Raw genomic sequence first — 25,034 nt, 5'->3', positions numbered from 1 at the left:
GGCAGCGGCCGGGTCCGGATGACAGGATCGGCGCATGCCCGCTGATCAGCCGACCATCCTCGCCACCTCGGGTGGCTATCTCGCAGGTCACCGCACCCGCATCGAACTCGCGCCGCTGGTGCACCACGCCGTGGAGCTGTCCGGGGTGAGCGGGCGCACGCCGGTGATCTGCCACATCGGCACCGCGTCGGGTGACCAGCGCGCGTGGAACGCCGACTTCTCCGAGGCCGCCGACCTGGCCGGCTACCGGGCGCGGCACCTCAACCTGTTCACGATGCCGCCGACCGACGACCTGCGCGGGTTCGTGCTGGGCTGCGACGTGGTGTGGGTGCACGGCGGCTCGGTGGCCAACCTGCTCGCGGTGTGGCGGGTGCACGGCCTGGACGAGGTGCTGCACGAGGCGTGGCAGAGCGGGGTGGTGCTGGCCGGGGTGTCGGCGGGCTCCCTGTGCTGGCACCGGGGCGGGCCGACCGACTCCTTCGGCCCGGAACTGCGGCTGATCGACAACGGCCTGGGGTTCCTGCCGTTCCACAACGGGGTCCACTACGACTCCGAGAAGCGGCGACGACCCCTGGTGCACGCGGGCGTGGCCTCGGGCGAACTGGGCCGGACCTACTGCACCGACGACGGGGCGGGGCTGCTGTACCACGGCACGGAACTCGTGGAAGCGTTGGCGGAGCGCAAGAACTCCGGCGCCTACGTCGTCGAGCGGGACGCGGACGGCAAGGTCACCGAGACCGCACTGGACGTGCGCCGGATCTAGTCCAGCCGCGTTCCGAAGGCGGCGAGGCCGGGCACCGATGTGGTCAGTTCGGTGAAGCCGACCGCGCGGTAGAACGCGATGGCGCCGGTGTTGTTCCGCCCGACCAGCAGGTGCACACCCGGAGAACCCTTGGCGCGCAAGGCATCGAAGAGCGTGGCCAGCAGTCGGCGACCGTGCCCGCCGCCCCGCGCCCGCGCCAGCAGGTCGATGTGCAGGTGCGAGGGGTGGTCCGGGAAGTCCGTCGCCGCCGGGGACGACGGGTTGTGCAGGTACTCCCGCAGCCACGCGTCCGCCTCGGGCTCGGCGGACACCGAGGGTGGCGGGTGGCTCTCGATGAACCTCGGCGCCCACTCGGCACGCCAACGGTTCTCGAACGCCGTCGTGTCCAGCGCCGCGATCACGTAGCCCGCGACACCCTGGTCGTCCTCCAGGACGAAGGCCAGCTCGGGCTCGAAGGTGACGTAGGGGCCCGCGAAGCAGTGCCCGACGATGTCCGGGTCCGGCAGCCCGGTCATCGGGGCGCCCGCGTCCGCCGTCGCCTTGCAGATGAGGTACACGGCCTCGAAATCGCTTGGGCGGTAAGGACGGATCGTCATACCCGCTGCCGTTCGACCAGCGGGAGCGAGCGCAGCTGCCGCTCCAGGTGCCACTGGAGGTGCGCGGCGACCAGACCGCTGCTCTCCCGGCGGATCGTGTTGGGCATGCTCTCCGCGAGCGACCAGTCGCCGTGCTGCAGCGCGTCGAGCATCCGGAAGGTGTCCGGGGCCGGTTTGGCCGCGCCCGCGGGGCGGCAGCCGCCGCAGACCGCGCCGCCGACCGGAACGCTGAACGACCGGTGCGGGCCAGGGGTACCGCAGCGCGCGCACTCGGCGACCGCGGGCGCCCAACCCGCAAAAGCCATGGCGCGCAACAGGAAAGCGTCCAGCACGAGCGCCGGGTCGCGCTCCCGCCCCGCCAGCGCCCGCAGCGCCCCGACGACGAGCAGGTACAACCGCAGCGCCGGTTCGCCCTCCTCGGCGGTGAGCCGGTCGGCGGTCTCCAGCACCGCGCAGGCGGAGGTGTAGCGCGGGTAGTCGCCGACGATGCCGGTGCCGAACGCGTCCACCGTCTCCACCTGCGTGACGACGTCGAGCGTCCGTCCCGTGTAGAACTGCACGTCGACGTGGCAGAACGGCTCCAGCCGCGCGCCGAACCGGGAGCTGGTGCGGCGCACGCCCTTCGCGGCGGCGCGCACCTTGCCGTGCTGGCGGGACAGCAGCGTGATGATGCGGTCGGCCTCACCCAGCTTCTGCACCCGCAGCACCACACCGGTGTCGCGGTACAGGCTCACCAGCGCATTCTCCCACTTCTCCGGTCAGAAACCGAGGCGGCGCAGCTGCTTGGGATCGCGCTGCCAGTCCTTGGCCACCCGCACCCGCAGGTCCAGGTAGACCTTGCTGCCGAGCAGCTTCTCGATCTGCTTGCGGGAGGTCATCCCGACCCGCTTCAGCCGCTCGCCGCCGCGGCCGATCACGATGGCCTTCTGGCTCTGCCGCTCCACGTGCAGCAGCGCGTGGATCTCCAGCATGTCGTCGCGGCCCTCGCGGGGCAGCATCTCCTCGACGGTGACGGCGATGGAGTGCGGCAGCTCGTCGCGGACCCCGTCCAGCGCGGCCTCCCGGATCAGCTCCGCGACCAGCGTCTGCTCCGGCTCGTCGGTCAGCTCCCCCTCCGGGTAGAGCTGCGGGCCCTCGGGCAACCGGCCGACCAGCAGGTCCGCCAGCAGCCCGACCTGGTAGCCGTCCACCGCCGAGACCGGGATCAGCTCGGCGAACTCCATCACCTGCTGCAGGGCGAGCAGCTGCTCGGCGACCTGCTTCGGCGAGACCAGGTCGGTCTTGGTGACGATCCCGATCACCGGGGTCTTGCGGGCGACCTTCGCCAGCTCCCCCGCGATGAACTTGTCGCCGGGGCCGACCTTCTGGTCCGCGGGGACGCACAGGCCGATCACGTCCACCTCCGACCAGGTCTCCATGACCAGGTCGTTGAGCCGCTGCCCGAGCAGCGTGCGCGGCCGGTGCAGGCCCGGGGTGTCGACGATGATCAGCTGCGCGTCCTCGCGGTGCACGATGCCGCGGATGGTGTGCCGGGTGGTCTGCGGCTTGTCCGAGGTGATCGCGACCTTGGAGCCGACCAGCGCGTTGGTCAGGGTCGACTTGCCCGCGTTGGGGCGGCCGACGAAACAGGCGAACCCGGACCGGTGTGCGTCTTGGGGGCTGGTCACGCCGGTCATTCTCGCAGCAGGAGTTCAGGAACGGGCGGGCGGGGAGATCCGGTGCAGCTCAAGGGTGTCCGGGACGGGCCCGCCGTTCTTGATCCACTCGTGCAGGTCGTCGAGCACGCCGTCGCCCTTGACGAAGCCGAACCAGGCGGGCCGCTCCCCCCTGCGGTGGACCACGACGACGTTGGCGTGCTCGCACACGTCGAGGCAGTCGGAGACGGTGACCGCGGCCCCGCTCGCGCCGGCTATCTCGCGCAGCCGGGCCAGCTGCGCGTCGTGGTCGACACCGGGGTGCTTGGTCGCGTTGCCGCAACAGCAGTCCCGGCACACGGTGAGGCGAACGGCCGGAGAGATCACGAGAGGCCACGCTATCCCGCGCTCGGGCACTGCGTAGGATCGGCGGCTGAACTCGCAGGGAAAGAAGGCGAACCCATGCTGCGACGGCGTTCCGGCCGCACGCGGACCGACATCCAGGCTCCTGAGGCGCACCCCTCCGGTGCGACGTTCCCCACCGTGCTCGCCGACTTCGTGCCCAAGCACATCGCGCTGGTGATGGACGGCAACGGCCGGTGGGCCAAGGAGCGCGGGCTGCCCAGGATCGAGGGTCACAAGCGCGGCGAGGCCGTGCTGATCGAACTCGTCAACGGCGCCGTCGACGCCGGGGTGAAGTGGCTGTCGGCCTACGCCTTCTCCACCGAGAACTGGAAGCGCAGCCCGGACGAGGTCCGCTTCCTGATGGGCTTCAACCGCGACACCATCCACCGCCAGGTGGACTACATGGACTCCATCGGCGTCCGGGTGCGCTGGGCGGGGCGGCGGCCGAAGCTGTGGCGCAGCGTGATCAAGGAGCTGGAGGCCGCCGAGGAGCAGACCAAGGACAACGACGTGCTGACGCTCACCATGTGCGTCAACTACGGCGGGCGCGCGGAGATCGCCGACGCGGCGCGGGAGATCGGCCGCAGGGTGGCCACCGGGGAGATCAACCCGGAGAAGATCAACGAGAAGCTGCTGGCGCGCTACCTCGACGAGCCGGACATGCCCGACGTCGACCTGTTCCTGCGCACCTCGGGCGAACAGCGCACCTCGAACTTCCTGCTCTGGCAGTCCGCGTACGCCGAGCTGGTGTTCCTGGACAAGCTGTTCCCGGACATGGACCGCCGCGACCTGTGGCACGCCTGCGAGGTCTTCGCCAAGCGGGACCGCCGCTACGGCGGGGCCGAGCCGAACCCGGTGGCGGCGAGGTGAACGAGGCGGCGAACACGGCGGCGCTGCTCAGCCACGCGCGCGGCGCCCTGGAGACCTACCACGAGGTGCGCGTCGACGACGAGGGCGCGCTGTTCTTCGAGCACTCCGGCGTCCCGTGGATGGTGCAGGCCGCGCAGCTTGCCGAGGGCCTGGTGGTGCTCAGCTCGATGTGCGTCGTGGCGGTCAACCTGCCCGACGACTCCGAGCTGGCGGTGGCCGCGGTCGAGCGCGCGTCGGAGCTGCCCTTCGGCGGCACCCCGGTGATCACGCGCAACGACGGCAAGATGGACGTGACGCTGCGCTACGAGTTCCCGGCGGAGGGGTTGAGCAGGGACGCGCTCGGCACGCTGTTCGGGATCATGATCGGCAACAGCTCGAAGCTGCGGGATTCGCTCGCCGCGCCGAAGGGACCCCGGCACCGCGCGTGATCCGGCGTTGGTAGCAGCGATCGTCGGTAACAGCTGTTCGGATCGGCCTGGCACCATGTCCGGGTGACCACGACCACCGAGGCCGAGCCGGAGGCTCCAGAGGAGCGCCGCCGCTGGGTGCCGTCATCGCTGGAAGTGCTGTGCCTCGTGCTGGTGCTGGCACTGGTCTTCCGGACACCGCTGACGGAGTTCTTCAACGTGCCCGAGCTGCGCACCGGCTCGACGATCTTCGTCGCCGTGTGCGTGCAGGCGCTGCCGTTCCTGGTGTTCGGCGTCCTGCTCAGCGGGCTGATCGCGGCGTACGTGCCGATGAGCGCGCTGCGCAAGGCGCTGCCGCGCAGGTCCGCGCTCGCCGTCCCGGTCGCCGGGGTCGCGGGTATGGCGCTGCCCGGCTGCGAGTGCGCCTCGGTGCCGCTGAGCCGCAGGCTGATGCAGCAGGGCGTCGCCCCGGCCGCCGCGCTCACGTTCCTGCTGGCCGCCCCCGCGGTCAACCCGATCGTGCTGGTCTCCACGGCCGTCGCGTTCCCCGGGGAGCCGCTGATGGTGCTCGCGCGCTTCCTCGGCTCGTTCCTGACCGCCGTGGTCATGGGCTGGCTGTGGCTGCGGCTGGGCAAGGCGGAGTGGATCGCCGAGCGCGCGCTGCGCAGGCACGAGCCGAAGGCGGGCGACTCGAAGTTCACGATCTTCACCGAGACAGCGCGGCACGACCTGGTCGAGGCGGGCGGGTTCCTGGTGCTCGGCGGGGTCACCTCGGCGGCGCTGCACGTGCTCGTCCCCGGCTCGTGGATGACCTCGCTCGGCGGTCAGCTCGTGCTCGGCGTGATCGTGATGGCGCTGCTCGCGGTGATCCTGGCGCTGTGCAGCGAGGCCGACGCGTTCGTGGTGGCGTCCCTGTCGATGCTGCCGCTGCTGCCCAGGCTGGTGTTCCTCGTGGTGGGCCCGGCGGTGGACGTGAAGCTGATCGCGATGCAGGCCGGCGCCTTCGGCCGCCCGTTCGCGGTGCGCTTCGCCCCGCTGACGTTCGTGGTGGCGATCCTGTGCGCGGTCGGCGCGGGCCTGGTGGTCTTCGGAGGATTTCGATGAAGCGTGAGACGCAGAACATCCTGCTCGTCCTGCTCGGCGGAGCCCTGCTCAAGATCGGGTTCACCGGCGCGTACCTGAACTACGTGAAGCCGTCGTTCCAGTGGATGGTGCTCGCGACCGGCGCGGTCATGGTACTGCTCGCGCTCTTCGCCATCGCCCGCGACCTGAAGAAGCACGTGCGCGGGGCGGCCGCCGACGGTGACGCGCACGAGCACGCCCACGGCCGCAGCAGCTGGATGCTGATGCTCCCGGTGCTGGCGATCTTCCTGATCGCGCCGCCCGCGCTCGGGTCGGACTCGGTCACCCGCAACGACGGCCGTTCCGTCGCGCAGAGCGAGCGCAAGACCGGCGGTGCCAAGTTCGACCCGCTGCCGCCCGGCGACGTCGTGCCGATCACGATGACCGACTTCGTCACCCGGTCCGCGTGGGACGACGCCAACACCCTCAACGACCGCACGGTCCGGATGAGCGGCTTCATCGTGCGGGACAAGAACTCCACCTTGATGGCGCGGCTGGTGATGGGCTGCTGCGCCGCCGACGCCACCCCCGTGCGCGTGCGCCTGGAGGGCGATCCGAGCGCGTCCGGCTACGCCGTGGACAGCTGGGTCGAGGTCACCGGCCGCATCCAGCCCGGCACGGCGACGGAGGCCAACTCCTACACCCCGTCCCTGACGGTGACGAGCATCAAGCAGATCCCCATCCCCGAGATGCCCTACGAGTGAGCCCGCCCGGCTAGGAACGGGTGCAGTCGGCGCAGGTGCCGAAGATCTCGATGGTGTGGCTGACCTCGGAGAAGCCGTGCTCGGCGGCGATCTTCTCGGCCCACCGCTCGACCGCGGGGCCCTCGACCTCGACGGTGCGCTGGCAGCTGCGGCACACCAGGTGGTGATGGTGGTGCGCGGAGCAGCGCCGGTACATCGCCTCGCCGGAGCCGGTGCGCAGCACGTCGATCTCGCTGGCGTCGGCCAGGCTCTGCAGGGTCCGGTACACGGTGGTCAGGCCGATGCCCTCACCGCGGCGCCGGAGCTCCTCGTGGATCTCCTGGGCGGAACGGAACTCGTCGAGCTGGTCGAGCAGCTTCGACACCGCCGCCCGCTGCTTGGTGGCCCGCAGTCCGGGCACCGCCGGAGTCGGCCGATCGCTGATGGTCACGCTTCCTCCACGTGCGCGACGGCGTCGATCACGATGTGCGCCAGGTGCTCGTCGGCGAGCCGGTACACGACCTCGCGGCCGTGCCGTTCGCCGTGCACCACACCGGCCGACTTCAGCACGCGCAGATGCTGGCTGATCAAGGGTTGGGTCACGCCGAGCGCGTCGACGAGCTCGTGCACGCACCGCTCGGACTCGCGCAGCTGCAACACGATGGCGATCCGCACCGGCGCCGCGAGGGCTCGCAGCAGGTCACCCGCGGCGACCAGCGACTTCGTGTCACGGCGCGGCGCGGGCGGTGGTGGCGTGCGGTCGTGGGAGTGCACGTGCTCCCCGGCGGGAGCGGCCTCGACCGGCGCGAGAACGGGACCGTCCGCAACGCCGTGCGGTGCCGGCGACGTGGGGTCCTGACTCACGGCGGACAGGGCTCCTCTCCATCAGTGCTCGAACCCGGGAGCGCAAGGCTACCCGCCATTCTAGGAGACGACGGTAATCGTGTTCGCCCGCGTGCGGCCCGCCCAGGACCAACCGGCACCGGGTCAGCCCAGCACCGAGACCGTCACCGCGACCATCACGACGAACACCACGAACCGCATCACCCGATCGACCGGGGACAGCACCCGCCACGTGGCCACGAGCAACGCCAGCACGCCCAGCGTCAGCAGGCCGAGCAGCACCGCGCCGACGATCCCCTTGATCAGGACTCCGGCCACGAACAGCACGAGCACCCCGAGGAACGCCGCGGCCGGTGGGACCCGGGAGAGCGGACCGCTGCCCGGCAGCAGCTGAGCGCGCGACCTGCGCTGGTTCATGGCGGCTCCTCATCCTCGGCGCCCATCATCCACGCCCCGTCGGACCGGGACGCGCGGCCATCCTGCCAGGATGGCCGGGTGCTGCTGGTATGCCGCTTCGCCGTGACCGAAGCCGAGGTCGAGTCCTTCACCGCTCGGGCCCGGCGCGCCCTCGAACTGCTCACCGCGCAGCCCCGCTGCCGCTCCGGCCGCCTCGCCAGGGCGACCGACGAGGCCGACCGCTGGGTGCTGGTGGTGGAGTTCGAGTCGGTGGTGGCCTACCGCCGCGCGCTCTCCCCCTTCGAGGTCCGGGAGCACGTCATCCCGCTGCTCTCGGAGGCCCTGCCCGACGAGCCCGCGGCCTACGAGGTCCTCGCCGAAGCCACCGGCGGCGCGGTCACCGACCACACCAGCCTGCTGGCCGAGGACGCCGGAACCGTCCGCCTCGGTGAAGCCGCCGAACCCCGCTCCACCCCTCGCTGATCCGCCGGCGGGTCAGGCCGCGTGGGTGCAGGTGGGGCAGCTGCAGTCGGCGCACGTGCAGTTCTGGCACGAGTCGGAGCAGCCCGAGCACTGGCAGGTGGCGTGGTTGCACGTCGGGCACGAGCAGTCGTCGCAGGAGCAGACCGCGCAGTTGTCCGAGCAGTCGGCGCACGTGCAGGCGTCGCACTCGTCGTAGTGGACGCCCTCCGGGGTGCGGTGTTCGCGGTGCACGTGCCCGTCGTGCAGGTAGTCCACGTGATCGCCGTGGAGGACCGCGTCGTGGCCGCAGCCGGGGCCGTGGGTGTGCTGGTGGGTCTCCGCGGGGCGGTGGTCGAGTGCCGCGCTCATGGTCGCTCCTCTGGTCGCGGCCACCGGGTCGATGGCCCTGAGGAGACAAATCCTCATATGCGCACGAATGCATGTCTAATTGAAAGCCGCTCTCGGCCCGACCGGGTGAACTCCGGCATCGACGCGACGACCCGGGGGTGGCGCTTCGCGGCCCGCGGGCGTGCGCGAATCCCGTTTCGGGGCCGGTGAGCAGGGCCGCTACGCTTGCGAACTCCTGAAGTAGTGCTAGTCAACACCCGCCTGGAGCGTTCGTGCCCGCCGATCAGATCGACACCGTCGTCAGCCTCTGCAAGCGCCGTGGCTTCGTCTACCCCTGCGGGGAGATCTACGGCGGTACCAGGTCCGCGTGGGACTACGGTCCGCTCGGTGTCGAGCTGAAGGACAACATCAAGCGCCAGTGGTGGAAGTTCATGGTGCAGAGCCGGGAGGACGTCGTCGGCATCGACTCCTCGGTGATCCTGCCCCGTGAGGTGTGGGAGGCCTCCGGCCACGTCGCCGAGTTCGTCGACCCGCTGGTGGAGTGCCAGTCCTGCCACCGCCGCTACCGCGCCGACCAGCTCGCCGAGGAGTACTCCGAGCGCACCGGCAAGGAGCTCGTCGAGGGCGACCTCTCCGACGTGCCGTGCCCCTACTGCGGCAACCGCGGACAGTTCACCGAGCCGAAGATGTTCAACGGCCTGCTGCGGACCCACCTCGGCCCGGTGGAGACCGAGGAGGGCATGCACTACCTGCGGCCGGAGACCGCGCAGGGCATTTTCATCAACTTCCTCAATGTGCAGACGACCGCCCGCCGCAAGCCGCCGTTCGGCATCGGCCAGATCGGCAAGTCGTTCCGCAACGAGATCACCCCGGGCAACTTCATCTTCCGGACCCGCGAGTTCGAGCAGATGGAGATGGAGTTCTTCGTCGAGCCCGGCACCGACGAGGAATGGCACCAGTACTGGATCGACGAGCGCACCCGCTGGTACACCGACCTCGGCATCGCGCAGGAGAACCTGCGGCACTACGAGCACCCCAAGGAGAAGCTCTCCCACTACTCCAAGCGCACCGTCGATCTGGAGTACCGCTTCCGCTTCGCCGGGCAGGAGTGGGGCGAGCTGGAGGGCATCGCCAACCGCACGGACTTCGACCTCACCACGCACTCCAACCACTCCGGCGTCGACCTGACCTACTTCGACCAGGCGACGAACTCCCGGTACCGGCCGTTCGTCATCGAGCCCGCCGCGGGTGTGGGCAGGCCGATGATGGCGTTCCTGCTGGAGGCCTACACCGAGGACGAGGCGCCCAACGCCAAGGGCGGGGTGGACAAGCGGGTCGTGCTGCGGCTGGACCGCCGCCTCGCGCCGGTGAAGGTGGCCGTGCTGCCGCTCTCGCGCAACTCCGACCTCTCGCCGAAGGCCCGCGACCTGGCCGCGCAGCTGCGCAAGCACTGGAACGTGGACTTCGACGACGCCGGCGCGATCGGCAGGCGCTACCGCCGCCAGGACGAGATCGGCACGCCGTTCTGCGTGACCGTCGACTTCGACACCCTGGCCGACCACGCGGTCACCGTGCGGGAGCGGGACTCCATGACCCAGGAGCGGGTGGCCATGGACCAGCTGGAGTCCTACCTGGCCGGGCAGCTGCTCGGCTGCTGACCGGCGGACGCGCTCGGGCGGGGTGGCCTTCACGGTGTCGGGGGCACGGGTGAAGGCCACCCTCGCTACGCCCGTCACGCCGCGACCACCTGGGGGCGTGGTCTGCGAAGCGCTCGGGCGTAGGCCCTTCGGAGCTCCCCGGCGACGTCCGCCGCGTCGCCGAGGAGGTGGTTCCTGGCCGTGCGCACGACGATCACGCCGGTCCTGGTGAGTTCGACGCTCGCGGTCCCGGCGAGGCGGTTCTCCACGACCCGCCAGGCCATCCCGACCTCGTCCCACCACGCGTCCGCCCAGCCGATCACGTCACCGTCGGCGGCCCGGACCCGGACGTTCCACATCGGCTTCGGCACGCCGGACAGCTGCACCACCCGGCGCGGGGAGAACTCCACCGCGCGCGGATCGGTCAGCTCGGCCAGCAACCGCTTGGGATAGGCCGAGCCGCGCGCGCTGCCCAGCGACAGTTCGCACAGCAGCTCGGCCGGGTCGAGCTGGTAGCGGTACACCGTTTCCCGCAGCAGCGCGCGCATCGTCATCGGATGTCGCATCCTGCGCAGCGTGTCCAGCAGCGCCCTGTCCACCGGAGTGGTCAGGAATCCCTTGCGCAGCACGGGTCTGGGCATACGCCGCGTGCGCTCCACGAACAGCGTCCGGCAGCTGCGCAGCTGCCGCCCGTGCGGGACCAGCAGGTGGACCTGGCCGCCCACCTCCGTGATGCGCGCGCCGTGCAGCCGGAGCGCGTCGTGGCCGCTGACCACCGCCTCGGGGCCGGCGAAGCACAGCGCGCCCTGGACCAGCTGCGCCCGCGTCGGCGGCTCCGGGCCGAGCAGGAGCACCCCGGGGAACAGGGACCGCCACGGGCCGCCGGGCTGGCAGCGGCGGTAGGCGGACGGGGAGCTGATCCCCAGGGCGACCAGGGCGCTGATCCTGGCGACCCCGTGCGGGAAGACGGTGGCGAGGCCATCGAGGTCGATGACCGTGCGGCTGGTGGGCATGGGTCGAGAATGCGGCGGTGCCGGGACGGCGGGCGGCCGTTGCCGGAGATCTGTGGACAACGGGATCCGCTGTGGACAACTCGCCGGTGGCGGGCGTGGCGAGGGTGGCTTTCGCCCGCTCGGGAGCCGGGGCTCGCAGTGGGTCACCCTCGTTGCGGTCGCCCGATCGGCGGGCGCTCACGTGGAGTGCTCGACGTTGACCGCTGCGTGACTATGGTCACTACATGCTCTGGTCCGAGCTCGCCCGCGACGGCACCGGGATCGCGCTGTTCCTGGTGTGGCTGTTGCTGCCGCCCGCGTACATGTTGTTGATCGGCTTCCACTTCCAGCGCCGCTGGCGCCGGGAACGGCGGCTGCTGCTGGACTACATCGACGAGGCGCTGGCCGAACGCGCCATCCCGCAGCAGCTCACCCCGGAGTCAGCCGAGTACTTCGAGCACCGCGCCGGCGGTGTCGGCACGCAGCACGGTGGCGGTGCGCGTTAGATCCCGCACCGCGGCGAGGGAATCGGCGTCGACCGCGTCGGCGCCGGTGACGACCGCGGCCGCCTCCAGCCCCTCGGCCCCGCTGGCGACAGCCGCCGCCACCGCGGCCTGGACCGCCGTCAGCCGCAGCGAGGGCAGCGCGACCGTGCACGCCGAGTAGGTCCTGCCGTCCGTGTCGCGGACCGCGGCGCCCTCGGCGGCTCCCGTGCGCGCCCGCGCGGACCTGGCCAGCGTGACGATCTTGGCGTCCTCGGGGTCCAGCTCCCGCTGCTCAGCCATGGCCGTCGACTCCCTCCCGCTCCTCGCCGCGTTCGGCGGAGCGCCCGTTGCCGTTGTTCGCCCTGTGCACCAGGACGGTGGTGATCCGCATCCGCCCGCGGTGGTCCTTGCCGCCCTCGGCGCGCAGCCGCAGGCCCTCGATCTCCGCCTCGGCGCCGGGCAGTGGCACCCGGCCCAGGCGCTGGGCCATCAGCCCGCCGACGGTCTCCACTTCCGAGGCGTCCAGCTCCACGCCGAAGAGCTGGCCGAGGTCCTCGACAGGCAGCCGCGAGGAGACCCGCGCCGCGCCGTCGGCCAGTTCCTCCACCGGCGGCCGCTCGTCGGCGTCGTGCTCGTCGGTGATCTCGCCGACGATCTCCTCGATGATGTCCTCGATGGTCAGCAGCCCCGCGGTACCGCCGTACTCGTCGACCAGGATCGCCATGTGCCTGCGGGAGAGCTGCATCTCCTTCAGCAGCTCGTCGAGGCGCTTGGAGTCCGGGACGAACTCGGCGGGTCCCATCAGCTCGTCCACCGTGGTGCGGCACGCCGTCTCGTAGTCCACAGTGGACGCCCGGGCCAGGTCCTTGATGTTCACCACGCCGACCACGTCGTCGACCGACTCGTCGATCACCGGGATGCGGGAGAAACCCGTGCGCAGGCTGAGCGCGAGCGCCTGGCGCACGGTCTTGGTGCGCTCGATCCAGACGAGTTCGGTGCGCGGCACCATCACCTCGCGGGCGATGGTGTCGCTGAGCTCGAACACCGAGTGGATCATCTCGCGCTCGTCGTCGTCGACGACACCGCGCTCCTGCGCCATGTCGACGAGCTCGCGCAGCTCGACCTCGGAGGAGAACGGGCCCTCGCGGAAGCCCTTGCCCGGTGTGATCGCGTTACCGATGAGGATCAGCAGACGGCTCAACGGCCCCAGCACGATGCCGAGTACGCGCACCGGCGCCGCGACGACCATGCCGACCGCGTAAGGGTGCTGGCGGCCGATGGTGCGCGGTCCGACACCGACGAGGACGTAGGACACCACGAGCATGCTGAGCCCGGCGGTGAGCAACGCGACCCAGTCCGGGTCGATGTGCCGCAAGCAGACCATGGTCACGAGCACGGTCGCGGACAGCTCACAAGCCAGGCGCAGCAACAACAACAGGTTGATGTGCCGTGGCCTGTCCTCAATGGCCAACGAGAGCTGGCGCGCGCCGAGGCGGCCCTGCCGCACCAGCGCGTCCACCCGCGCCCTGGACACCGTTCCGAAGGCGGCGTCCGCGGCACCGAAAGCCCCTGCGGCGAGCACGAGCAGCACCGCCAGCACGATCAGCGCGGTGGAGCTGGTCATGGGCTCAGCCGCCGGTCTGGTCCTCGTCGAGGCCGACCGCGCCGAGCACCCGGTCGTCGACGCTGCGCTGGGCGGCGCGGCGCTGCTCCTCGGCCCGCTGCGCGCGGAAGTCGGCGAGGATCCTGTTCTGCAGCGAGAACATCTCCTTCTCCTCCTCCGGCTCGGCGTGGTCGTAGCCGAGCAGGTGCAGCACCCCGTGCACGGTGAGCAGGTGCAGCTCGTCGATCAGCGCGTGCCCGGCCTTGCGGGCCTGGTCCTTGGCGAAGGCCGGGCAGAGCACGATGTCACCGAGCAGCGCGGGGCCCACCCCGGCGGCGTCGGGACGGCGCGCGGAGTCCAGCTCGTCCATGGGGAAGGCCATCACGTCGGTGGGCCCCGGCAGGTCCATCCACCGCTCGTGCAGGTCCGACATCACGTCCAGCTCCACCAGCAGCACCGACAGCTCGGCGAGCGGGCTGACGTTCATCCGGTCCAGCGCGAACCGGGCCGCCGCGACGATCGAGGTCTCCTCGACCGCCACTCCGGACTCGTTGGCGATCTCGATGCTCACCGGCGTCCCTTCCGAGCCTTGCCGCCGCGGTCCTGCTGACCGTCGTCCTGGGTGACCTGCCACCGCTCGTAGGCGTCCACGATGTCCCCGACGAGCCGGTGCCGCACCACGTCCTGACTGGTCAGCTGCGAGAAGTGGATGTCGTCGACCTGGGTCAGGATGTCCTGGACCACGCGCAGGCCGCTCTTCTGCCCGCCGGGCAGGTCGACCTGGGTGACGTCGCCGGTGACCACGATCTTGGAGCCGAACCCGAGCCGGGTCAGGAACATCTTCATCTGCTCGGGCGTGGTGTTCTGCGCCTCGTCGAGGATGATGAACGCGTCGTTGAGGGTGCGGCCGCGCATGTAGGCCAGCGGCGCCACCTCGATGGTGCCCGCCGCGGTGAGCCTGGGGATCGACTCCGGGTCGATCATGTCGTGCAGCGCGTCGTAGAGCGGGCGCAGGTAGGGGTCGATCTTGTCGTAGAGCGTGCCGGGCAGGAAGCCGAGCCGCTCCCCCGCCTCGACCGCGGGGCGGGTGAGGATGATCCGGGAGACCTGCTTGGCCTGCAACGCCTGCACGGCCTTGGCCATCGCCAGGTAGGTCTTGCCGGTGCCCGCCGGGCCGATGCCGAAGACCACGGTGTGCGCGTCGATGGCGTCCACGTAGAGCTTCTGGTTCAGCGTCTTCGGCCGGATGGTGCGGCCGCGCCTGGAGATGATGTTGAGGCCGAGCACCTCGGCCGGCGACTGCTTGCCGCCGGTGGCCAGCATCGCCACGCTGCGCCGCACGGCGTCGGGCCCGACCTGCTGGCCGCCCTTGGCCATGGCGATCAGCTCGGTGAAGACCTTCTCGGCGAAGAGCACGTCCTGGGCGCCGCCGGACAGGGTGATCTCGTTGCCTCGGACGTGCACGTCCGCGGCGAGCAGCTCCTCCGCGAGGCGGAGGTTCTCGTCGCTGGAACCCAGCAGCGCCAGCACGGCGTCGTCGGGGACGATCAGCTTGGACTGGGTGCCCTCGCGGGCCGTGCCGTCCTGCCCCCCGTCGCTGGGTTCGGTGGAACGGGCTGCCTCGTCCTGTGCGCTTCCGGCCAAATCCGCTCGGGCCTGCTTCCTGGTGTGTGCCACTTCTGAACAGGAGAAGATGCTAGCCGCCCCGGCGGAACCGTCCCCACCGCATTAGCGCAGTTCTCCGCCGACGAGGCCGCCGAGCCACTCACCACCGAGCACGTGCAGGTGCGCGTGGAAGACGGTCTGCCCGGCCTGCTCCCCCGTGTTGAACAACAACCGGTAGCCGGCCTCGGAGATTCCCTCCTGCTCGGCAATGGCCCCCGCGGCCGCGACGAGCTCGGCGGTCACCTCGGGCCGGGCGGCGGCGAGCGCGGCGGCGTGCGGGTGGTGCTCCTTCGGGATCACCAGCACGTGCGTCGGCGCCTGCGGGTTGATGTCCCGGAACGCGAGCACGTTCTCGCTCTCGTGCACGACCTTGGCCGGGATCTGCCCCGCCACGATCCGACAAAACAGACACTCCGCCTGCGCAGCACTCATGCCCAAGAGGCTAGTGGCCGCCGGCCGGCCAGAAGAACGCTGGTCCGCAAGGGGAAGGGGACGCGCTGCGGCGGAGCCTGGGGGTTACTCCGCCGCAGCGCAGCCCACGCCGGACCGAGGGGGGAGGTGTCCGGCGATCCTTCGGGTGCCCGTCACCCGAGGTCACCCACGGTGGAACCCGCCTGGGCGGCTCCGCTGCCGTGGACACCGAGAGTAACGCGTGCCTGAGGGGGTCCGCTACATACTCCGGTAGCTATAGGGGCCGTTCGAGCCCCTAATGCGCCCATTCGGTTATGTAAGGGGGCTTCGTATCCGATGGCGGCATAGTGCGCTCAGCGTTGCCATCGCTGGGTGAGCACTCCCAGAGCACCCAGAGCCACCGCCGCGGCGGTCGACGCGCGCAGCACCGTGGGCCCCAGCCGCACCGTGTGCGCGCCCGCCTCGGTGAACGCGGCGACCTCGTCGTCGGTGATGCCGCCCTCCGGTCCGACCACGATGATCAGGTCGCCTTCGGCGGGCAGCGGGATCTCGGTCAACGGCGCAGTGGCCGACTCGTGCAGGACCAGGGCCGCGGCCCCGGCGCGGATGAGCCCGGCGAGCTGTTTCGTGCTGACCGGCTCGCCCACCTCGGGCAGGCGGGACCTGCGGGCCTGCTTCGCCGCCTCGCGCGCGGTGGAACGCCACTTGGCCAGCGCTTTCGCCCCGCGCGGGCCGTCGTCCCAGCGGGCGATGCAGCGGGACGCGCGCCACGGGAGGACTGCGTCCACGCCCGCCTCGGTCGCCAGTTCGACCGCGAGTTCACCGCGGTCGCCCTTGATCAGCGCCTGGGCCAGCACCACGCGCGGCGCGGGCACCCGCTCCTGCCAGGCCCGGCGCACCGACAGGCGGAGCACATCGCCGTCGACGTGCTCGATGTCGCAGTCCGCGAGCCCACCGACGCCGTCGGAGAGCAGCAGTCGCTGGCCGGGGCGGAGCCTGCGCACCGTGGCGGCGTGCCTGCCTTCGGGGCCGTCGAGCACCGCGGTCGGCCCCGGCGGCAGGGCGTCCACCAGGAAGACCGGCAGACCGCTGGTGGAGGTCAACGCCTGCGCAGCCGGGAGAACAGACCGCCGCCGTGACCCCGGCCGTTGGTGGCCAGCTCCGGCTGGTCCTCGCCGCGCAGCATGGCCAGCTGCCGCAGCAGGTCGGCCTGCTTGCTGTCGAGCTTGGTCGGCACCACGACCTCGACGTGCACGTGCAGGTTGCCGCGGCCGTCGACGCGCCCGGAGGAGCGCAGGCGGGGCATGCCGCGCCCGCTGAGCACCAGCTCGGTGTTGGGCTGGGTGCCCGGCTCCAGGGTCAGCTCCTCCTCGCTGTCCAGGGTCTCCAGCGGGATCGAGGTGCCCAGCGCCGCCGCGGTCATCGGGACCCGGATCGTGCAGTGCAGGTTGTGGCCGTCGCGGGTGAAGACCTCGTGCGGCAGCTCCTCGACCTCCACGTAGAGGTCACCGGCAGGGCCGCCGCCGGGGCCGACCTCGCCCTGGCTGGCCAGCCGCACCCGCATGCCGTCGGCGACGCCCGGCGGGATCTTCGCGGTGATGGTGCGCCGCGCGCGGACCCGGCCGTCGCCGCCGCACTGCTGGCACGGGTCGGGGATGACCTCGCCGAAGCCGCGGCAGGTGGGGCAGGGGCGCGCGGTGACGACCTGGCCGAGGAAGGACCGCTGCACGGACTGCACCTCGCCGCGCCCGGCACAGGTGTCGCAGGTGACCGGGCGGGAGTCGCCGGCGCAGCCGGAGCCGGAGCAGCTGCTGCACAGGACCGCGGTCTCCACGCTGATCTCGCGGGTGACGCCGCTGTTGCACTCCTCGAGCGTCAGCTCGGCGCGGATCAGCGCGTCCGAACCGGGCTGGACCCGGCTGCGCGGCCCGCGCCCGCCGCCGCCCCCGCCGCCGAAGAAGGCGTCCATGATGTCGCCGAGGCCGAACCCGCCGAACGGGTCGCCACCCATGCCACCGCCCGCGCCGCGCATCCCGGCGGACGGGTCGAGCGGGTCGGCGCCGAGGTCGACGAGCTTGCGCTTCTCCGGATCGGAGAGCACCTCGTAGACGGCGCTGACCTCGCGGAAGCGCTCCTGGGCTTCCGGGTCAGGGTTGACGTCGGGGTGCAGCTCGCGGGCGAGCTTGCGGTAGGCGCGCTTGAGCTGCTCGGGCGTTGCGTCCCGGCTCACTCCGAGCGTGCCGTAGTAGTCCCTGGCCACTGCGAATCCTCCCGCCGCGGCGCGCGTGCGCGCGTCACGGCCAGTTCGGTCAATCCGGTCCGGCCGGTCAACGACCGGCCAGGATCTCTCCCACGTATGCGGCAACGGCTCGCACCGACGCCATGGTTCCCGCGTAGTCCATCCTCGTCGGCCCGACGACGCCCATGCCGCCGAGGATCATGCCTGGCGAGCCGTAACCGATGGAGACCACCGAGGTGCTGCGCATCTCCTCGGCCTCGTTCTCCTCGCCGATCCGCACGGTGACGGTCGACGGGTCCCGCGAGGCCGCGAGCAGCTTCAGCACGACGACCTGCTCCTCCAGCGCCTCCATCACCTTGCGCAGGGAACCGGGGAAGTCGGTGACGTTGCGGGTGAGGTTGGCGGTTCCGCCCAGCACCAGCCGCTCCTCGGGGTGCTCCACCAGCGACTCGATCAGCACCGTGCAGACCCGCAGCATGGCGTCGCGCAGCTCCGGCGGCGCCTCCTCGGGCAGCTCGGCGACCAGGGCGGAGGCCTCGGTGAGCCTGCGGCCGACCAGGGTGGAGTTCAGCACCGTGCGGATGCGGGCGGTGGCGTCCTCGGTGATCACGTCCCCGAGCTCGACGACGCGCTGGTCCACCCGGCCGGTGTCGGTGATCAGCACCAGCATCAGCCGGGCCTGGGTGATCGGGACCACCTCGACGTGCCGCACCGTGGAGCGCGTCAGGGTCGGGTACTGCACGACCGCGACCTGCCTGGTGAGCTGGGCGAGCAGCCGCACGCTGCGGCGCATCACCTCGTCCAGGTCCAGGGTGCCTTCGAGGAAGTGCTGGATGGCCCTGCGCTCGGCCGACGACAGCGGCTTGACCTCGTGCAGCCGGTCGACGAACAGCCGGTAGCCCTTGTCCGTCGGCACCCGCCCCGCGCTGGTGTGCGGCTGGGCGATGTAGCCCTCCTCCTCCAGCGCGGCCATGTCGTTGCGCACCGTGGCGCTGGACACACCGAGGTTGTGCCGGTCGACGATGGCCTTCGAGCCGACTGGCTCGTGTGTGGACACGTAGTCCGCGACGATGGCGCGAAGTACCTGCAAACGCCGCTCGTCTGCGTTCACCGCACGTCACCTCCGAACACAGTCATCACCGACCCGGGAGCACACACTCACCCGTGTGAACGCCAATTCTATGCGGTCGCACCGACTGGATCAGGCGAGGAGGCGGTGGACCACGGCGTCGGCCAGGAGGCGCCCCCGGCGGGTGAGGACGCAGCGGCCCTCGGCGAGCGCCTCCGGGGAGAGGAGGCCGTCGGCGGCGGCGCGGGAGGCCTCCGACGGCGAGGGCAGCTCGGACAACGGCATGCCCTGGGCGAGGCGGATCTCCAGCAGGACGCGTTCGGACCGCGCCTCCTCGGGCGTCAGGGTCTCGCGGCCCGCCGCGGGCGAGTCGCCCGAAGCCAGGACGGAGGCGTAGCGCGCGGGGTGCTTGACGTTCCACCAGCGGACACCGCCGACGTGGCTGTGCGCGCCGGGCCCGAAGCCCCACCAGTCGCCGCCGAGCCAGTAGCCGAGGTTGTGCCTGCACTCCGCGCCGACGTCGGGAACGGCCCAGTTGGACACCTCGTACCACCGCATGCCCGCGCCGCTGAGCATGTCGTCGATCATCTCGTAGCGGTCGGCGAGGACGTCGTCGTCGGGCGCGGGCAGCTCGCCGCGGGAGATGCGGCGGGCCAGCGCGGTGCCCTCCTCCACGATCAGCGCGTAGGCGGAGACGTGGTCCACGCCCGCCGACAGCACGGCTTCCAGGGACGCCTTGAGGTCGGAGTCGGTCTCTCCCGGCGTGCCGTAGATGAGGTCGAGGTTCACGTGCTCGATGCCGGCTGCGCGGGCCTCACGGGCGGCGGCGACGGCCCGGCCCGCGGTGTGCTTGCGGTCCAGGATCTTCAGCACGTGGCTGGCCGCAGACTGCATGCCGAGCGAGATCCGGTTGTAGCCCGCCTCGCGCAGGCCCGCGAAGAACTCCGGCGAGGTCGACTCCGGGTTGGACTCCGTGGTGACCTCGGCGCCGGGGGCGAGCCCGAAGGTGGAGCGGATGCCGTCGAGGACTTCGGTCAGCCCGGGGACGCCGAGCAGCGAGGGCGTCCCGCCACCGATGAAGACCGTCTCGACCGGCGGGGCCGAGCCGAGGACCCGCGCCGCGAGGGACAGCTCGTGCTTGAAGGCGGCGAGCCAGGACTCCGGGGACGCCGACGAACCCAGCTCCCCTGGCGTGTAGGTGTTGAAGTCGCAGTAGCCGCAGCGGGCCGCGCAGAACGGCACGTGGACGTACACGCCGAACGGACGGGTACCGAGGCCCTCCAGCGCGGAAGGCGGCAATTCCCCGCTTGACGGGGCCGGATCGCCGGTGGGAAGAGCAGAGGGCATATCACCAGTGTCTCAGTATCCGGATGGTCCTAGACCAAGCCGTGGACGCGTGGCATCGTCGGGGCATGACCTCGGATGGCCTGCCGCTCGTGGCTCGACGCCACGTCGATCAGTTGCGCGTGGCCAGTTCCCTGTGTCGGCGCGGTCTCTGACCCGCGCCGAAGTCTGTCTTCATCCAGCCGGCGCCGGTCGCGTCGGCTGAGGTTCCCACCCGTCTCGTTCGGGGCTCTGCCTGCGCGCCCAGCGCTCCAGACCCCCGGAGGACGGAATGGTCCCCCCTACCACCACACCAACCCGGCGCCCTCAGCAGCGCCGGGGCGAGGGGCAATGGGCGCTCGGCTACCGCGAACCGCTGAACCCCAACGAGCGCTCCAAGAAGGACGACAACCCGCTCAACGTCCGCGCGCGCATCGAGAACATCTACGCGCACCGCGGCTTCGACTCGATCGACCCGGGTGACCTGCGCGGGCGTTTCCGCTGGTACGGGCTTTACACCCAGCGCAAGCCGGGGATCGACGGCGGGCGCACCGCGGTGCTGGAACCGGAAGAGCTGGACGACGAGTACTTCATGCTGCGCGTGCGCATCGACGGCGGCGCGCTGACCACCGAGCAGCTGCGCGTGGTGGGCGAGATCTCCCAGACCTACGCGCGCGACACCGCCGACATCACCGACCGGCAGAACATCCAGTACCACTGGATCCGCATCGAGGACGTGCCGACGATCTGGCAGAAGCTGGAGGCGGTCGGCCTGAGCACCACCGAGGCGTGCGGCGACAGCCCCCGCGTCGTGCTCGGCTCACCGGTGGCCGGGATCTCCGCCGACGAGATCATCGACGGAACGCCCGCGATCACCGAGATCGTCCGCCGCTACATCGGCGACCCGGCGTACTCGAACCTGCCGCGCAAGTTCAAGTCGGCGATCTCCGGGCAGCAGGACATCGCGCACGAGGTCAACGACGTCTCCTTCGTCGGGGTGGAGCACCCCGAGCACGGGCCGGGCTTCGACCTGTGGGTCGGCGGCGGGCTCTCGACCAACCCGATGATCGCGCAGCGGCTGGGCGTGTGGATCCCGCTGGACGAGGTCCCGGACGTGTGGGAGGCCGTGATCAGCGTCTTCCGCGACTACGGCTACCGCAGGCTGCGGCACCGCGCGCGGATCAAGTTCCTGGTCAAGGACTGGGGCGTGGCGAGGTTCCGCGAGGTCATGGAGACCGAGTACCTCAAGCGCCCGATGCTCGACGGGCCCGCGCCGGAACAGCTCGCGCGGACGGTCGACCACGTCGGCGTGCACCCGCAGAAGGACGGCAAGTTCTACGTCGGGGCCGCTCCGGTGGCCGGGCGGGTCTCGGGTTCCACGTTGGTGGCGCTGGCGAAGACGGCGGAGCGGGCGGGGTCGCGGCGGGTCGCGTTCACCCCGTTGCAGAAGGTCGTCGTGCTCGACGTCGCCGAGCAGGATGTGCCGACGCTGACGGAGGAGCTGGCCAAGCTCGGGCTGCGGGCCGACCCCTCGCCGTGGCGGCGCTCCACCATGGCGTGCACCGGGATCGAGTTCTGCAAGCTCGCGATCGTGGAGACCAAGGCCCGCGCGCTCTCCCTGGTCGAGCAGCTCGAAGAGCGACTGGCCGACGTGCAGTCCACTTTGGACACTCCGGTGAGCATCCACATCAACGGCTGCCCCAACTCCTGCGCCCGCATCCAGGTCGCCGACATCGGCCTCAAGGGGCAGATCGTCACCAACGCCGAGGGCAAGCAGGTCGAGGGTTTCCAGGTGCACCTGGGCGGTGGGCTCGGCCTGGACTCCGGTTTCGGGCGGAAGCTGCGCGGCCACAAGGTGACCTCGGCCGAGCTCGGTGACTACGTCGAGCGCGTGGTGCGCAACTTCGTGAAGCAGCGCGAAGACGGCGAGCGCTTCGCTCAGTGGGTCACGCGCGCCGAGGAGGCGGATCTGCAATGAGCGCCGACGTACTTTTCTCCGCGGAGGCTCAGTCATGACTGAGCGAGCTTCCTTGTTCTTTTGCCCGTACTGCGGCGATGAAGACCTCCGCCCCGAGCCAGAGCCGCACGGGGCCTGGTTGTGCGGTGGGTGCCGTCGCGTGTTCGCCGTGAAGTACGTCGGTTTGTCTTCCACCACTGCGGAGGTGAGCAGGTGACCGCGTTGCGCGAGCTGGCTGAGAAGGCGTCCGCGGAGTACGCCGAGGCCAGCGCGGGAGAAGCGCTGGCGTGGGTGGCGCGGACTTTCGGGGACCGCTGGATCGTCGCGTCGAACATGCAGGACGCAGTGCTCATCGACCTCGCCACCAAGGTGAAGCCGAACGTGGACGTGCTGTTCCTGGAGACCGGCTACCACTTCGCGGAGACCATCGGTACCCGCGACGCGGTGGAGACGGTCTACGACGTGAACATCGTCAACGCCCAGGCCGAACAGAGCGTTGCGGAGCAGGACGCGGAGTACGGCAAGGACCTCTTCGCCCGCGACCCCGGCAAGTGCTGCGCTCTGCGGAAAGTCGTTCCGCTGCAACGGACTCTCGCGCGCTATGACGCGTGGGTGACCGGAGTGCGCCGGGTGGACGCGCCGACGCGGGCGAACACGCCGATCGTGCAGTGGGACGACCGCAACGGCCTGGTCAAGATCAACCCGATCGCGGCGTGGACGGACGAGGAGTTCAACCACTACATCGCCGAACACGGAATCTTGGAGAACCCCTTGGTGCAGGAGGGATATCCGTCAATCGGTTGCGCGCCTTGCACCGCGAAGCCGTTGCCGGGCGCCGACCCGCGCAGCGGCCGCTGGGCCGGGCTGGCCAAGACGGAGTGTGGGCTTCATGGCTGACGCTGTCATCACCGACAACCTGGACGCCCTTGAGGCGGAAGCGATCCACATCTTCCGCGAGGTGGCAGGCGAGTTCGACCGGCCGGTGATCCTGTTCTCCGGCGGCAAGGACTCCACGCTGCTCGTGCACTTGGCGTACAAGGCCTTCTGGCCCGCACCGATCCCGTTCCCGTTGCTGCACGTGGACACCGGGCACAACTTCGACGAGGTCATCGAGTTCCGCGACAACCTCGTGGACAAGCTCGGTGCGCGGCTGGTGGTGGCCAAGGTCCAGGACTGGATCGACGACGGCCGCCTCACCGAGCGCCCGGACGGCACCCGCAACCCGTTGCAGACGGTGCCGCTGCTGGACTCGATCACCGAGGGCAAGTTCGACGCGGTGTTCGGCGGCGGACGGCGGGACGAGGAGCGGGCGCGGGCGAAGGAGCGCATCTTCAGCCTGCGCAACGCTTTCGGCCAGTGGGACCCGCGCCGCCAGCGGCCGGAGCTGTGGAGCCTGTACAACGGCCGCCACCGCCCCGGCGAGCACGTGCGGGTGTTCCCGCTGTCCAACTGGACCGAGCTGGACGTGTGGCGCTACATCGAGCGGGAGAACATCGAGCTGCCGTCGATCTACTTCGCCCACCGGCGCGAGGTCTACCAGCGCGACGGCATGTGGCTCACCTCCGGCCCGTGGGGCGGGCCGAGGGAGAACGAGCCGGTCACCGAGATGACCGTGCGCTACCGCACCGTCGGGGACGGCTCGTGCACCGGCGCCGTCCGGTCCGATGCGTCCACTGTGGACGAAGTGATCGCCGAGGTGACCGCGAGCAGGCTCACCGAGCGCGGAGCCACCCGCGCCGATGACCGGCTCTCCGAGGCCGCGATGGAAGACCGCAAGCGTGAGGGGTACTTCTGATGAGCGACCTGTTGCGACTCGCGACGGCGGGCAGCGTGGACGACGGGAAGTCCACTTTGGTCGGACGCCTGCTCTACGACACGAAGTCGGTGCTCGCCGACACCCTCGAAGCCGTGCAGCGCGCGAGCGCCGACCGCGGACTGTCCACTCCGGACCTTTCGCTGCTCGTGGACGGTCTTCGGGCCGAGCGTGAGCAGGGCATCACCATCGATGTTGCCTACCGCTACTTCGCCACTCCCAACCGCAGCTACGTGCTCGCCGACACCCCGGGGCACGTGCAGTACACCCGCAACACCGTGACCGGAGCCTCGACCGCGCAGCTCGCGATCCTCCTGGTGGACGCGCGCAAGGGCGTGCTCGAGCAGACTCGCAGGCACGCCGCGGTGCTCGCGCTGCTGGGGGTTCCCCGGCTCGTGCTGGCGGTCAACAAGATCGACTTGGTCGGCTTCGACAAGACGGTCTTCGACACGATCGCGCGGGACTTCACCGACTACGTGACCGGTCTCGGCTACGCCGCCGGCGCGCTGGTGATCGTGCCGGTTTCGGCGCTGCACGGGGACAACGTGGTCGAACGCTCCACTCAGACGCCTTGGTACACCGGGCCGACCCTGTTGGAGCACCTGGAGTCCGTGCCCGTCGCGCCCGACCCGCGCGACGTGCCGCTGCGCTTCCCGGTGCAGTACGTGATCCGCCCGCGCACGCCGGAGCACCCCGACTACCGGGGTTACGCCGGGCAGGTCGCGGCCGGTGTCGCGACCCCGGGTGACGAGGTGGTCGTGCTGCCGTCCGGCAGGCGCAGCCGCATCGAGCGCGTGGACACCGCGGACGGCCCGCTCGACGAGGCGACCGCGGGCCAGTCCGTCACCGTGCTGCTGGCCGACGACATCGACATCTCGCGCGGCGACGTGATCGCGGCGGCCGACGACCAGCCGAAGCTCGTGGACGAACTGGACGCCACGATCTGCTGGCTGGCCGGGAAGCCGCTGCGCGCGGGCGCTCGTGTGCTGGTCAAGCACGGCACCAGGACCGTGCAGGCCATCGTGACCGAGCTGTCCGGTCGCTTCGACGAGCAGAACCTGTCCCTTGTGGACGGTCCGGAGTCGTTGTCGCTCAACGAGATCGGCCGTGTGGTGATCCGGACCTCGGAGCAGCTGCCGGTCGACGACTACGTGGCGAGCCGCCGGACCGGCTCGTTCCTGGTGATCGACCCGGCCGACGGCGGCACCCTCGCCGCGGGCCTGGTCGGCGCTCCCCTGCCCCTGCGGGGCGGAGCCCCGATCCAGCGCGACGAGCGCGACCTCGTCTCCCCCGGTCCCTGACCCACCCCTC

General features: G+C 70.9%; 31 protein-coding genes. 13 read left to right on the top strand and 18 right to left on the bottom strand.

The genetic code is table 11. The features are described 5' to 3' along the window. The first annotated feature begins 34 nt into the window (after positions 1-34). Positions 35-763, top strand: a complete 729-nt coding sequence (locus tag BLT28_RS34975; RefSeq protein ID WP_030426371.1) for a Type 1 glutamine amidotransferase-like domain-containing protein — start codon at positions 35-37, stop codon at positions 761-763. On the opposite strand, the gene BLT28_RS34970 is transcribed toward BLT28_RS34975, so the two are convergent. From BLT28_RS34970 to BLT28_RS34955, 4 genes are read right to left on the bottom strand one after another with little or no spacing between them, the layout of a single operon-like run. Beyond that, complete coding sequence (locus BLT28_RS34970) at positions 760-1,359, bottom strand: GNAT family N-acetyltransferase (RefSeq protein WP_030426372.1); 600 nt, start codon at positions 1,357-1,359, stop codon at positions 760-762. The genes BLT28_RS34975 and BLT28_RS34970 overlap by 4 nt on opposite strands. After that, a complete protein-coding gene (gene recO, locus BLT28_RS34965; RefSeq protein WP_030426373.1) occupies positions 1,356-2,093 on the bottom strand; it encodes a DNA repair protein RecO in 738 nt (245 codons plus the stop codon). Before recO ends, BLT28_RS34970 begins: the two co-directional genes overlap by 4 nt. 24 nt (positions 2,094-2,117) lie before the next feature. Beyond that, positions 2,118-3,035, bottom strand: coding sequence for a GTPase Era (era, locus tag BLT28_RS34960; RefSeq protein WP_030426374.1), 918 nt, complete (start codon positions 3,033-3,035; stop codon positions 2,118-2,120). Between the two features lie 15 nt (positions 3,036-3,050). After that, on the bottom strand, positions 3,051-3,380 hold the full coding sequence (locus tag BLT28_RS34955; RefSeq protein WP_043810047.1) for a hypothetical protein: 330 nt from the start codon (positions 3,378-3,380) through the stop codon (positions 3,051-3,053). Positions 3,381-3,455: 75 nt separating this feature from the next. Between BLT28_RS34955 and BLT28_RS34950 the strand changes: the two genes are divergently transcribed. From BLT28_RS34950 to BLT28_RS34935, 4 genes are all read left to right on the top strand, one after another. Next, positions 3,456-4,268 (top strand): isoprenyl transferase, encoded by an 813-nt coding sequence (locus BLT28_RS34950; protein ID WP_030426376.1) that lies wholly within the window; start codon positions 3,456-3,458, stop codon positions 4,266-4,268. Further along, on the top strand, positions 4,265-4,696 hold the full coding sequence (locus BLT28_RS34945; protein WP_030426377.1) for a hypothetical protein: 432 nt from the start codon (positions 4,265-4,267) through the stop codon (positions 4,694-4,696). Before BLT28_RS34950 ends, BLT28_RS34945 begins: the two co-directional genes overlap by 4 nt. Before the next feature lie 63 nt (positions 4,697-4,759). Beyond that, a complete protein-coding gene (locus BLT28_RS34940; protein WP_030426378.1) occupies positions 4,760-5,779 on the top strand; it encodes a permease in 1,020 nt (339 codons plus the stop codon). Then, on the top strand, positions 5,776-6,501 hold the full coding sequence (locus BLT28_RS34935; protein ID WP_030426379.1) for a TIGR03943 family putative permease subunit: 726 nt from the start codon (positions 5,776-5,778) through the stop codon (positions 6,499-6,501). The genes BLT28_RS34940 and BLT28_RS34935 overlap by 4 nt, the downstream gene beginning before the upstream one ends. Positions 6,502-6,511: 10 nt before the next feature. On the opposite strand, the gene BLT28_RS34930 is transcribed toward BLT28_RS34935, so the two are convergent. The 3 genes from BLT28_RS34930 to BLT28_RS34920 form a co-directional block, all read right to left on the bottom strand. Further along, positions 6,512-6,931: a Fur family transcriptional regulator gene (locus BLT28_RS34930; protein WP_030426380.1), complete on the bottom strand. Its 420-nt coding sequence runs from the start codon at positions 6,929-6,931 to the stop codon at positions 6,512-6,514. Further along, positions 6,928-7,254 (bottom strand): ArsR/SmtB family transcription factor, encoded by a 327-nt coding sequence (locus BLT28_RS34925; protein WP_030426381.1) that lies wholly within the window; start codon positions 7,252-7,254, stop codon positions 6,928-6,930. The genes BLT28_RS34930 and BLT28_RS34925 overlap by 4 nt, the downstream gene beginning before the upstream one ends. 213 nt (positions 7,255-7,467) lie before the next feature. Beyond that, positions 7,468-7,740: a hypothetical protein gene (locus BLT28_RS34920; protein WP_030426382.1), complete on the bottom strand. Its 273-nt coding sequence runs from the start codon at positions 7,738-7,740 to the stop codon at positions 7,468-7,470. A gap of 78 nt (positions 7,741-7,818) precedes the next feature. Here BLT28_RS34920 and BLT28_RS34915 point away from each other — a divergent pair, with 78 nt between their 5' ends. Further along, entirely contained in the window at positions 7,819-8,202 is a 384-nt protein-coding gene (locus tag BLT28_RS34915; protein ID WP_030426383.1) for an antibiotic biosynthesis monooxygenase, read from the top strand. Between the two features lie 12 nt (positions 8,203-8,214). Here the strand turns inward: BLT28_RS34915 and BLT28_RS34910 are convergent, their stop codons facing one another. Next, positions 8,215-8,550 (bottom strand): hypothetical protein, encoded by a 336-nt coding sequence (locus BLT28_RS34910; RefSeq protein ID WP_030426384.1) that lies wholly within the window; start codon positions 8,548-8,550, stop codon positions 8,215-8,217. A gap of 251 nt (positions 8,551-8,801) precedes the next feature. Between BLT28_RS34910 and BLT28_RS34905 the strand changes: the two genes are divergently transcribed. Further along, positions 8,802-10,187, top strand: a complete 1,386-nt coding sequence (locus BLT28_RS34905; protein ID WP_030426385.1) for a glycine--tRNA ligase — start codon at positions 8,802-8,804, stop codon at positions 10,185-10,187. Between the two features lie 74 nt (positions 10,188-10,261). Here the strand turns inward: BLT28_RS34905 and BLT28_RS34900 are convergent, their stop codons facing one another. Further along, positions 10,262-11,179: a hypothetical protein gene (locus BLT28_RS34900; protein WP_052406686.1), complete on the bottom strand. Its 918-nt coding sequence runs from the start codon at positions 11,177-11,179 to the stop codon at positions 10,262-10,264. 224 nt (positions 11,180-11,403) lie between these two features. Here BLT28_RS34900 and BLT28_RS34895 point away from each other — a divergent pair, with 224 nt between their 5' ends. Then, positions 11,404-11,664, top strand: coding sequence for a hypothetical protein (locus BLT28_RS34895; RefSeq protein ID WP_030426387.1), 261 nt, complete (start codon positions 11,404-11,406; stop codon positions 11,662-11,664). Here BLT28_RS34895 and BLT28_RS34890 read toward each other — a convergent pair. The 9 genes from BLT28_RS34890 to hemW all read right to left on the bottom strand — a co-directional run bounded on the left by BLT28_RS34890 (position 11,599) and on the right by hemW (position 19,977). Further along, complete coding sequence (locus BLT28_RS34890; protein ID WP_030426388.1) at positions 11,599-11,943, bottom strand: hypothetical protein; 345 nt, start codon at positions 11,941-11,943, stop codon at positions 11,599-11,601. The genes BLT28_RS34895 and BLT28_RS34890 overlap by 66 nt on opposite strands. Beyond that, complete coding sequence (locus tag BLT28_RS34885) at positions 11,936-13,267, bottom strand: hemolysin family protein (RefSeq protein WP_052406687.1); 1,332 nt, start codon at positions 13,265-13,267, stop codon at positions 11,936-11,938. The genes BLT28_RS34890 and BLT28_RS34885 overlap by 8 nt, the downstream gene beginning before the upstream one ends. Before the next feature lie 4 nt (positions 13,268-13,271). Then, a complete protein-coding gene (gene ybeY, locus BLT28_RS34880) occupies positions 13,272-13,817 on the bottom strand; it encodes an rRNA maturation RNase YbeY (protein ID WP_030426390.1) in 546 nt (181 codons plus the stop codon). Further along, positions 13,814-14,890 (bottom strand): PhoH family protein, encoded by a 1,077-nt coding sequence (locus BLT28_RS34875; RefSeq protein ID WP_030426391.1) that lies wholly within the window; start codon positions 14,888-14,890, stop codon positions 13,814-13,816. Before BLT28_RS34875 ends, ybeY begins: the two co-directional genes overlap by 4 nt. An 84-nt stretch (positions 14,891-14,974) precedes the next feature. Beyond that, positions 14,975-15,343, bottom strand: a complete 369-nt coding sequence (locus BLT28_RS34870; RefSeq protein ID WP_030426392.1) for a histidine triad nucleotide-binding protein — start codon at positions 15,341-15,343, stop codon at positions 14,975-14,977. A 332-nt stretch (positions 15,344-15,675) separates the two neighbouring features. Next, on the bottom strand, positions 15,676-16,425 hold the full coding sequence (locus BLT28_RS34865) for a 16S rRNA (uracil(1498)-N(3))-methyltransferase (RefSeq protein WP_030426393.1): 750 nt from the start codon (positions 16,423-16,425) through the stop codon (positions 15,676-15,678). Next, the gene (dnaJ, locus tag BLT28_RS34860) at positions 16,422-17,582 is read right to left on the bottom strand and encodes a molecular chaperone DnaJ (RefSeq protein ID WP_030426394.1); all 1,161 of its coding nucleotides are present in this window, start codon (positions 17,580-17,582) and stop codon (positions 16,422-16,424) included. The genes BLT28_RS34865 and dnaJ overlap by 4 nt, the downstream gene beginning before the upstream one ends. Before the next feature lie 67 nt (positions 17,583-17,649). Next, positions 17,650-18,672 carry a heat-inducible transcriptional repressor HrcA gene (gene hrcA, locus BLT28_RS34855; protein ID WP_030426395.1) on the bottom strand — a complete coding sequence of 341 codons (1,023 nt, stop codon included), beginning with the start codon at positions 18,670-18,672 and terminating at the stop codon, positions 17,650-17,652. A gap of 90 nt (positions 18,673-18,762) precedes the next feature. Next, on the bottom strand, positions 18,763-19,977 hold the full coding sequence (hemW, locus tag BLT28_RS34850; protein WP_030426396.1) for a radical SAM family heme chaperone HemW: 1,215 nt from the start codon (positions 19,975-19,977) through the stop codon (positions 18,763-18,765). A gap of 268 nt (positions 19,978-20,245) precedes the next feature. Here hemW and BLT28_RS34845 point away from each other — a divergent pair, with 268 nt between their 5' ends. The 5 genes from BLT28_RS34845 to BLT28_RS34825 are packed head-to-tail and all read left to right on the top strand — an operon-like array spanning position 20,246 to position 25,024. After that, a complete protein-coding gene (locus BLT28_RS34845) occupies positions 20,246-21,931 on the top strand; it encodes a nitrite/sulfite reductase (RefSeq protein ID WP_030426397.1) in 1,686 nt (561 codons plus the stop codon). A gap of 34 nt (positions 21,932-21,965) precedes the next feature. Continuing rightward, positions 21,966-22,127, top strand: coding sequence for an Insertion element protein (locus BLT28_RS42285; protein WP_081899907.1), 162 nt, complete (start codon positions 21,966-21,968; stop codon positions 22,125-22,127). Continuing rightward, positions 22,124-22,807 (top strand): phosphoadenylyl-sulfate reductase, encoded by a 684-nt coding sequence (locus tag BLT28_RS34835; RefSeq protein ID WP_030426398.1) that lies wholly within the window; start codon positions 22,124-22,126, stop codon positions 22,805-22,807. Before BLT28_RS42285 ends, BLT28_RS34835 begins: the two co-directional genes overlap by 4 nt. Further along, positions 22,800-23,705 (top strand): sulfate adenylyltransferase subunit CysD, encoded by a 906-nt coding sequence (gene cysD, locus BLT28_RS34830; RefSeq protein WP_030426399.1) that lies wholly within the window; start codon positions 22,800-22,802, stop codon positions 23,703-23,705. The genes BLT28_RS34835 and cysD overlap by 8 nt, the downstream gene beginning before the upstream one ends. Next, positions 23,705-25,024, top strand: coding sequence for a sulfate adenylyltransferase subunit 1 (locus BLT28_RS34825; RefSeq protein ID WP_030426400.1), 1,320 nt, complete (start codon positions 23,705-23,707; stop codon positions 25,022-25,024). Before cysD ends, BLT28_RS34825 begins: the two co-directional genes overlap by 1 nt. Positions 25,025-25,034 lie beyond the last annotated feature (10 nt).

It is taken from the genome of Allokutzneria albata, assembly GCF_900103775.1.
Classification (GTDB): Bacteria; Actinomycetota; Actinomycetes; order Mycobacteriales; family Pseudonocardiaceae; genus Allokutzneria; species Allokutzneria albata.
This window is presented reverse-complemented; position numbering and strand designations above follow the sequence as displayed.

Excerpts from the sequence above, each read along its gene's own strand:
- BLT28_RS34975 (WP_030426371.1), top strand. The coding sequence starts at position 35 with ATGCCCGCTGATCAGCCGACCATCCTCGCCACCTCGGGTGGCTATCTC.
- BLT28_RS34970 (WP_030426372.1), bottom strand. The coding sequence starts at position 1,359 with ATGACGATCCGTCCTTACCGCCCAAGCGATTTCGAGGCCGTGTACCTC.
- era (WP_030426374.1), bottom strand. The coding sequence starts at position 3,035 with ATGACCGGCGTGACCAGCCCCCAAGACGCACACCGGTCCGGGTTCGCC.
- BLT28_RS34950 (WP_030426376.1), top strand. The coding sequence starts at position 3,456 with ATGCTGCGACGGCGTTCCGGCCGCACGCGGACCGACATCCAGGCTCCT.
- BLT28_RS34935 (WP_030426379.1), top strand. The coding sequence starts at position 5,776 with ATGAAGCGTGAGACGCAGAACATCCTGCTCGTCCTGCTCGGCGGAGCC.
- BLT28_RS34920 (WP_030426382.1), bottom strand. The coding sequence starts at position 7,740 with ATGAACCAGCGCAGGTCGCGCGCTCAGCTGCTGCCGGGCAGCGGTCCG.
- BLT28_RS34910 (WP_030426384.1), bottom strand. The coding sequence starts at position 8,550 with ATGAGCGCGGCACTCGACCACCGCCCCGCGGAGACCCACCAGCACACC.
- BLT28_RS34900 (WP_052406686.1), bottom strand. The coding sequence starts at position 11,179 with ATGCCCACCAGCCGCACGGTCATCGACCTCGATGGCCTCGCCACCGTC.
- BLT28_RS34895 (WP_030426387.1), top strand. The coding sequence starts at position 11,404 with ATGCTCTGGTCCGAGCTCGCCCGCGACGGCACCGGGATCGCGCTGTTC.
- BLT28_RS34890 (WP_030426388.1), bottom strand. The coding sequence starts at position 11,943 with ATGGCTGAGCAGCGGGAGCTGGACCCCGAGGACGCCAAGATCGTCACG.
- BLT28_RS34885 (WP_052406687.1), bottom strand. The coding sequence starts at position 13,267 with ATGACCAGCTCCACCGCGCTGATCGTGCTGGCGGTGCTGCTCGTGCTC.
- BLT28_RS34870 (WP_030426392.1), bottom strand. The coding sequence starts at position 15,343 with ATGAGTGCTGCGCAGGCGGAGTGTCTGTTTTGTCGGATCGTGGCGGGG.
- hemW (WP_030426396.1), bottom strand. The coding sequence starts at position 19,977 with ATGCCCTCTGCTCTTCCCACCGGCGATCCGGCCCCGTCAAGCGGGGAA.
- BLT28_RS34845 (WP_030426397.1), top strand. The coding sequence starts at position 20,246 with ATGGTCCCCCCTACCACCACACCAACCCGGCGCCCTCAGCAGCGCCGG.
- BLT28_RS42285 (WP_081899907.1), top strand. The coding sequence starts at position 21,966 with ATGACTGAGCGAGCTTCCTTGTTCTTTTGCCCGTACTGCGGCGATGAA.
- cysD (WP_030426399.1), top strand. The coding sequence starts at position 22,800 with ATGGCTGACGCTGTCATCACCGACAACCTGGACGCCCTTGAGGCGGAA.
- BLT28_RS34825 (WP_030426400.1), top strand. The coding sequence starts at position 23,705 with ATGAGCGACCTGTTGCGACTCGCGACGGCGGGCAGCGTGGACGACGGG.